7 protein-coding genes are annotated in these 7,877 nt (G+C 34.0%); all 7 read left to right on the top strand.

Going from position 1 to position 7,877, the window contains the following annotated elements:
- The first annotated feature begins 253 nt into the window (after positions 1-253).
- The 7 genes from ACTB0X_RS01310 (at position 254) to ACTB0X_RS01280 (ending at position 7,808) form a co-directional block, all read left to right on the top strand.
- Complete coding sequence (locus ACTB0X_RS01310; protein WP_463023168.1) at positions 254-1,738, top strand: leucine-rich repeat domain-containing protein; 1,485 nt, start codon at positions 254-256, stop codon at positions 1,736-1,738.
- 172 nt (positions 1,739-1,910) lie between these two features.
- The gene (locus ACTB0X_RS01305; RefSeq protein ID WP_463023167.1) at positions 1,911-2,753 is read left to right on the top strand and encodes an outer membrane protein assembly factor BamD; all 843 of its coding nucleotides are present in this window, start codon (positions 1,911-1,913) and stop codon (positions 2,751-2,753) included.
- Between the two features lie 5 nt (positions 2,754-2,758).
- The gene (locus ACTB0X_RS01300; protein ID WP_463023166.1) at positions 2,759-3,106 is read left to right on the top strand and encodes a DNA-directed RNA polymerase subunit omega; all 348 of its coding nucleotides are present in this window, start codon (positions 2,759-2,761) and stop codon (positions 3,104-3,106) included.
- A 1-nt stretch (position 3,107) separates the two neighbouring features.
- Positions 3,108-4,304: a bifunctional phosphopantothenoylcysteine decarboxylase/phosphopantothenate--cysteine ligase CoaBC gene (gene coaBC, locus ACTB0X_RS01295; RefSeq protein ID WP_463023165.1), complete on the top strand. Its 1,197-nt coding sequence runs from the start codon at positions 3,108-3,110 to the stop codon at positions 4,302-4,304.
- Between the two features lie 15 nt (positions 4,305-4,319).
- A complete protein-coding gene (gene porD / locus ACTB0X_RS01290; RefSeq protein ID WP_463023164.1) occupies positions 4,320-5,216 on the top strand; it encodes a type IX secretion system protein PorD in 897 nt (298 codons plus the stop codon).
- Positions 5,217-5,277: 61 nt separating this feature from the next.
- Complete coding sequence (recN, locus tag ACTB0X_RS01285; protein ID WP_463023163.1) at positions 5,278-6,933, top strand: DNA repair protein RecN; 1,656 nt, start codon at positions 5,278-5,280, stop codon at positions 6,931-6,933.
- Positions 6,934-6,986: 53 nt separating this feature from the next.
- A complete protein-coding gene (locus ACTB0X_RS01280) occupies positions 6,987-7,808 on the top strand; it encodes an enoyl-ACP reductase FabI (protein ID WP_463023162.1) in 822 nt (273 codons plus the stop codon).
- The last annotated feature ends 69 nt before the right edge of the window (positions 7,809-7,877 follow it).

Below are 7,877 nucleotides of genomic sequence, written 5' to 3'. Positions count from 1 at the left end.
ATCTGATCAAACTGCTCAAGACAATTTGGGTGCTTCTGTTGAAATAACTGAGAATTATGCGATAGCCGGTGCGCCCAATCAGGATAAAGATACAGTAGCTTGGTTTTCTTCCTTCTTAAAAGAAGATGCTGATGGAAACCCTGGAGTAATAATAACCTTCGATTAAGGTTTCGTTATTATGTTAACAGAAAATCGATTATTCATTTAATCCGAGACAGTATTTATAACACCAATTCGTAAGAAAATAGTGAGATTGTTTATACTTTTTACATTTATTTGCTTTGCTTTTGGTCTGTTGGGTCAAAGTAATGTTTCTACTTATCCTAAATCTGAAAAACGGTTTGTAGGAGATGGGATTAATCCTTTCTATGAATATATTGTAGGTAATGATACTATTTTTTATTCTAATTCCTTTAGCTCAGGTATCAGGGATAGTAGAACTAATGTGATTATAGATGCTCAACCTAAAAGAAAGTTATATGCTTTAGAAGACTCCTTATTAAAGATACATCAGAACTTAAATTTTATTTCTTTTTACCCAAACATTTCTTTTGAACTATATAAAGCAGTACCACTCATTCCGAATTTAAAGGGATTTTCTTATAATCAACAATACTGTTTTGGCTGCTCTCATGAAAAGATAATGGAGTTCAACAAACTAGAATCTAATGTTTTTAATGCGAAACATTATTTTGAATCAGGACAAGATGCGAATAGATTCCAAAATAAAATAACTGCTGTGATTGATGTAACTGATAATGGAGCAAATTTTGAAGTTTATCCAAACTTAAAATATCTAGAATACAGACCAATGCATAGTAAAGGCAGTTATATTGTTCAGACATCTTATAAGAGAAACAAGAAACAAAAAGGATTTTTAGACAGAGGGTACTGCAATGTTCCAGTATCGAATATCTATTTCCCTAAGCCACTTCCATTGGAAATTTTAGTTTTCAGAGAAGCAACTTGCCATGTAAATATTGAATTACCAAAATTCTCGAATCTTAAGAAATTAGTTTTAATCGACAGTCATTTACCAACAGTATGGGAAAACTTTACAAATGACTCCACTGTCCAAGAGATTAATCTACGACATATTAAACTCTCCAAGAATATTAAAAAAGTAAGATTTGAAAATTTAAGAAAACTTACATTCTATGAAGTTTCAGGGGACATAAATAAAATAAAATATGATGAACAATTCCAAAATTTGGAAGAGATTAAGGTTACAAGTTTCATTGTAGAAGATAAAGTGAAATTTCGGGTATCATCTCTAGCTCAATTATCTAATTTAAAAAAAATAGAGCTAAGAACTTCAAAAAGGAACTTGTATCAAATAAAATTACCTGTAAAGAGTAAAAAATTAACAACCCTTCATGTCGAGAATTCTGGTCTTTATTTTATACCAAAACACTTAGAAGAATTTAAGAAACTGGATACACTTATTCTAGATGTAAAATTTATTAATTATAAAAATTTAAAAGAGAAGTTGCTATCTCTACCTAACCTAAAATATGTAAGAATTATTAGTTCAAAAATTCAAGAATATTGCCAAGTATATTATACTTATTCTGCTTACCAAATGAACCAACCGATGTATGAATCAAAATTAGAAAAAGAGATATTATCACTTCATCCAAATAAAGATTTAGATATAATAATTGAATCTGAAGAAAGAGCTCAGCTTCTGATAAAAAATAAAAGACCTGATCGATGGGTTCCTTATTCACATAAATAAAAATAGAGAGCTATGCCAAATTCACCGTTTTACCCATCTTTTTCAAATATCATTTCAATAGATAAGTTACCTTTAGATAAGATTCCCTTTTCTGGAGATCTCGAACCGCAGCAAAATATTCGTGTTTTTAAACTATAAACATTGCGTTGTAGATAAGTCGTAACACAATATTATGTTCAAAATAACGTACATTTGCATGATGTTTCAAAAATACCTCTTAATTGTATTGGGCGTAACAGCCTTATTTTTTACTTCGTGTAGTGAGTACCAAAAGGTAATGAAGAGCACTAATATGGAGTATAAGTATGAAAAAGCAGTAGAGTACTACAATGAAAAAGAGTACTTTAAGTCGCTTCCAATTATGGAAGACATCATACCTATTTTTAGAGGAACCGATAAAGGGGAAGAGTTGTATTATATGTATGCTTATGCCAATTTCTATTTGGATGATTACATTTTAGCAAGCTACCAGTTTAAACGATTTTCATCTACCTATCCGATTAGCGAGCGCGCAGAGGAATGCAATTTCATGAGTGCTTATTGCAATTATTTAATGTCGCCAGAACCGACTTTAGATCAATCCAACACCTATAGAGCGTTAGAAGAATTACAGACTTTCGTCAATCGATATCCAGAGAGTAAATTAAAGGATACTTGCAATGAATTGGTTGATAATTTGAGGTTTAAGTTAGAGACGAAGTCTTACATGAAAGCAAAAAATTATTATAAATTGCGTCAATATGAAGCTGCAATTGTATCTTTAAACAACACTTTATCACAATTTCCGGATACAGATTTCAGGGAAGAGATAACTTTTGTAATTTTGCAATCTTCTTATTATTTAGCGATGAATAGTATTGAAGAGAAAAAATTGGAACGATTCAATAATACTATAGAGGCGTATTATAATTTTATTGATAATTTTGGATCAGGTGAATATGTTGCTCAAGCAGAGAAAATATTTGCTGATTCAACCAAGGAAAAAGAAAAAATAGAACTCAATAAACAATCTTAATAAGAATGATTAATAAAAACACAGAAGCGGCATTAACGACGATTACTCGTAATTTGGATGAATTAGAACAGCCAACTGGTAACATTTATGAAGCCATTACGATTATTTCAAAGCGTTCAAATCAAATTAGCTTAGCGATAAAAGAAGAGTTGACTAGTAAATTGAATGAATTTGCTTCAACATCTGACAACTTGGAAGAAATTTTTGAGAACAGAGAGCAAATCGAAATCTCTAAGTATTATGAGCGTATGCCAAAATCTAACGCTATTGCTATTCAGGAATTTATGAATGACGAAATTTACTTTAGAAGACCAGAAGTGATCGTTGAACCAAAGGCTTCATTAGAAGATTAATATGAATTTAAGCGGTAAAAATGTTCTTGTTGGCATTACCGCGAGTATTGCAGCGTATAAAAGCGCTTCACTTGTAAGATTATTAGTGCAATCGGGTGCTCATGTCAAAGTTGTCATGACACCCGATTCTTTGCATTTTATAGGGGCACTCACCTTGTCAACACTTTCCAAAAATCCGGTATATTCTCAATATTTTGATGAGAAAACTGGAGAATGGAGCAATCATGTAGAGTTAGGAAAGTGGGCAGACCTATTCATTATCGCCCCTTCTACTGCTAATACCATTTCCAAAATGGCCAATGGAATGTGCGACAATTTGCTGTTGGCAACTTATCTCTCTTCTGATTGTCCTGTATTTATAGCCCCTGCTATGGACTTGGACATGTATCAACATCCTACCTTAAAGAATAATTTGAACTTGCTAAAGAAATTTGGCAATCACATTATCGATTCCACCGCTGGTGAATTGGCTAGTGGATTAAAAGGGGAAGGGAGAATGGAAGAACCAGAACAAATCATTGAAATTCTAAAAGATTTCAAATTAAATGGCCCATTGTCAGGTAAGAAAGTGATCATAACGGCAGGGCCAACCCATGAAGCTCTAGATCCTGTTCGTTTTATTGGTAATCATTCCACAGGGAAGATGGGTTTTGCATTAGCCGAGCAAGCGTATAAGAAAGGAGCAGAAGTTATTTTAGTAAGTGGACCAGTTCATATTGAAGCTCCAAAAGGAGTGAATGTGATAAAAGTGACTTCAGCTAGGGAAATGTATGCAGTTGTTCATGAGCACATCGACAAAATGGACATCGCTATAATGGCTGCAGCTGTTGCGGACTATCGGCCATCGCACATTGCCGAAGAAAAAATAAAGAAAAAAGGGGACGACATGCAGTTGGACATGGTTCCTAATCCCGACATATTAAAAAGCGTGGGATTGAATAAAAAAGCCAATCAATTGGTTGTAGGTTTTGCATTGGAAACTGAAAATGAATTGGAAAATGCCAAAGCTAAATTGGTGAAGAAAAACTTAGATTTAATTGTCTTGAATTCATTAAAAGATGAAGGTGCCGGATTTGGTGGGGAAACCAATCAAGTTAAATTAATTGAACCCAACAATAAAGTAACCTTCATTGAGTTAAAAAGTAAGCAAGAGATAGCTACAGATATTATCTCAAAAATTATAGAAATTATCGTTTAATCCTCTCATTGCCTCATGCGGATATTAGTACTGACTATTTTATTTTTAATTGGTTTTTCAGCAATCTCTCAAGAGTTAAATTGCACTGTTACAGTAAACTCACGTCAAGTAGAAGGGAGTGAGAAAACAATGTTTGAAAACCTTGAACGGTCGGTTAGTGAATTTGTCAATAATAGAAAGTGGACCAACGACCAATTTAAAATTGAGGAAAAGATTGAATGTAACATTCTCATCAATTTATCTGAGAGACTTAGTACCAATAAATTCAAAGGAACCATTCAAATTCAAGCAAGAAGACCTGTTTTTGGAACCAATTACTATAGTCCAACGATGAACGTGTTGGATAAAAACTTTGCATTTGAATACAACCAATTTGAGCCTTTACAGTTTAGTGAAAACTCCTACAATGGAGAGTTGCCTGCTATTTTGTCGTTTTATGTCTATATGATTCTAGGGTTTGATTACGACTCCTATTCTTTAGAAGGAGGGACTCCTTATTTTCAAACGGCGATGAAAGTGTTGAATAATGCACAAACAAGTTCTGAGAAAGGGTGGAAGGCGTTTGAAGATCAAATGAATCGGTATTGGTTGGTGGAGAACCACATGAATGGACAGTTCAAGCCATTGCGTAAATTGTATTACGAATATCACATCAAAGGATTTGATGTATTGAGCACCAAACAAGCAGAAGGAACGCAGGCTATCACTGATGGATTAATGGCGTTGAAGCCGATTCAGAGTGTAAAACCATCGAGTTACAATTTGCAAGTATTTTTCAATGCTAAGAAGGATGAAATTATTCAATTATACAAAGGATCTACGACTGCCAACAAACAAGAAATGGTGACGTTGCTTTCATTAATTGATCCTGGAAATGCCAACAACTATCAGAAAATTTTGAGCAATAAATAATTGTTGATAATCCAATCCAGAACCTTCCAATAATTTCAAATAAGCAGTTAACTTTGTTGATATGCTAATTTCGCTTAAGATATCCAACTATGCTCTTATTGAAGAGCTTCATATGAATCCTGATTCTTCATTCACTATAATAACTGGTGAGACCGGAGCAGGGAAATCTATCCTTTTGGGTGCTCTAGGGTTAATTCTTGGGCAGCGTGCCGATTTGAATGCACTAAAAGATCCGTCTAAGAAATGCATTATCGAAGCGCAGTTTCAGGTGGAGAACTATAATTTACAGTCAATTTTTGAGGCATTTGATTTAGATTATGAAGCGTTGACGATTATTCGACGAGAAATTACTCCCAATGGGAAATCTCGAGCTTTTGTTAATGATACTCCTGTTAATTTAAGTCAATTGAAAGATTTGGGTGAGCATTTAGTCGATATCCATTCTCAGCACCACACCATATCTTTAAACGACAATTCATTTCAATTAAAAGTGGTAGATGCTTTGGCAGAAAATAAGTCCAACTTAATCGATTACAAAAAAGAATACTCAACTTATAAAAAGTTAAAAAAGCAATTAAACGAAAAGGAACAAAGTATTAATCAGGCAAAAACGGAAGAGAGTTTTTTACAGTTTCAATTTGATGAATTGGATCAATTGCAATTGAAAGAAAAAGAAGACGAAGAACTAGAGGCTGAGCAGGATGCTTTGGAGCATGTAGAAGATACTAAGTTGCAGATGAGTAATGCGCTTCACTTGTTAAAAGAACAAGATGAGAGTGCAATAGAGTCGTTAAGAGCTGTAAAGAGCGCTCTTTCTGAGGCCTCAAAACACAATAAAGTAGCTGAGGAATTATTGGTTCGATTTAAAAGTGTGTTTATTGAATTGGAGGATATTGTTGATGAACTGGATCAAGAAAATGAAGAATTGATATACGATCCAGAACGTTTAGAATTCATTCGTTCTCGACTTTCTTCCTTATATAATCTTCAGAAAAAGCACCATTTTGGCAGTGTAGCCGAATTGATTCAATTAAAAAATGAGCTTGAGCAGAAATTACTCGAAATCTCAAACTTTGATGGTGATGTGGATCAACTGAAAAAGTCGTTGTCTGCTTCTGAAAGTCGATTAAAAGAAAAAGCGGAGAACCTTACTAAAAATAGAAAAGCAGCTCAGCCTAAATTAGAAGCTGAAGTTAAATTAATTTTAGATCGTTTGGGAATGCAAAACGCTGTTCTGACGATTGAATTTGAAACGATCCCTCATTTTTCTGAAAATGGTGCTGAAGAAGTTAAATTCTTATTCACCGCCAATAAAGGATTAGAAAAAAGAGAATTGTCAAAGGTGGCGTCAGGTGGAGAGTTATCTCGATTGATGTTGGCCATTAAAAGTATTTTGGCTAGAAAAGAAAAAATGCCAACCATTATCTTTGATGAAATTGATACTGGGGTTTCAGGTGAAATTGCAGATAAGGTGGGAGAAATCCTAAAATCAATGAGTCAGGAGTTGCAAATCATAAGTATTACGCATTTGCCACAAATGGCGGCCAAAGGAAATATCCATTTAAAAGTATACAAAGAAGATATTGACGGTGAAACTCGTTCGTTTATCAAAGTCTTGAATCCTGAACAACGGGTGGAAGAGTTGGCTAAAATGCTCAGTGGTTCTAAAACTACTGCTGCTGCAATTGATAATGCGAAAGCACTTTTAAATGAGTAATCCTTAATTGGTTTTTATATATTTGTCAAACTACAAATTTTTAATATTTAATTATGTCAAATCCATCGTTCAACCTATTAAAAGGGAAAAGAGGAATTATTTTTGGAGCACTTAACGAGCAGTCTATTGCTTGGAAAGTTGCAGAGAGAGCTCATGAAGAAGGAGCAACATTTACGTTAACAAATGCACCTATTGCATTAAGAATGGGTGAAATAAATAATTTAGCAGAGAAATGCAATGCTCAAGTTATTCCTGCTGATGCAACTTCATTGGAAGATTTAGAGAACTTGTTTACGCAGTCAATGGAAATTCTAGGAGGAAAGATTGATTTTGTATTGCATTCTATCGGTATGTCACCGAACGTTAGAAAAGGAAAGCATTATACAGATACGAACTATGATTTTTTCCACAAAACTTTAGATATATCAGCATTATCGTTTCACAAGACCATGCAAACTGCATTGAAATTGGATGCGTTAAATGAATGGGGCTCTGTTGTTGCTTTGTCATACATTGCAGCGCAACGAGTATTCCCTGATTACAATGACATGGCAGATGCTAAATCATTATTGGAAAGTATTGGTAGAAGTTTTGGTTACCAATTAGGTGTTGCAAAAAAGGTGAGAGTGAACACGATTTCTCAATCTCCAACAATGACCACAGCAGGAAGTGGAGTAAAAGGATTTGATGGATTTGTAAAATATGCAGATGAAATGTCACCGCTAGGAAATGCAGGAGCTATTGATTGTGCGAACTATTGCATCACCATGTTCTCTGATTTTACGAAATATGTGACCATGCAGAATCTATTCCATGATGGCGGATTTTCTTATACAGGCGTAAGTCAGAAAGTGATGGATCGATTTAATGAATAAGATTTAATTTACTTTATAGATAGAGAAAAGGCTCCGTGATATTATTTCGGAGCCTTTTTTTATAGAATA

The sequence above is a fragment of the Acidiluteibacter sp. genome (assembly GCF_055129545.1).
The sequence above is the reverse complement of the archived record's forward strand: the minus strand, read 5'-3'. Positions and strand labels throughout refer to the sequence as shown.

Excerpts from the sequence above, each read along its gene's own strand:
- ACTB0X_RS01305 (WP_463023167.1), top strand. The coding sequence starts at position 1,911 with ATGTTCAAAATAACGTACATTTGCATGATGTTTCAAAAATACCTCTTA.
- ACTB0X_RS01300 (WP_463023166.1), top strand. The coding sequence starts at position 2,759 with ATGATTAATAAAAACACAGAAGCGGCATTAACGACGATTACTCGTAAT.
- coaBC (WP_463023165.1), top strand. The coding sequence starts at position 3,108 with ATGAATTTAAGCGGTAAAAATGTTCTTGTTGGCATTACCGCGAGTATT.
- porD (WP_463023164.1), top strand. The coding sequence starts at position 4,320 with ATGCGGATATTAGTACTGACTATTTTATTTTTAATTGGTTTTTCAGCA.
- recN (WP_463023163.1), top strand. The coding sequence starts at position 5,278 with ATGCTAATTTCGCTTAAGATATCCAACTATGCTCTTATTGAAGAGCTT.
- ACTB0X_RS01280 (WP_463023162.1), top strand. The coding sequence starts at position 6,987 with ATGTCAAATCCATCGTTCAACCTATTAAAAGGGAAAAGAGGAATTATT.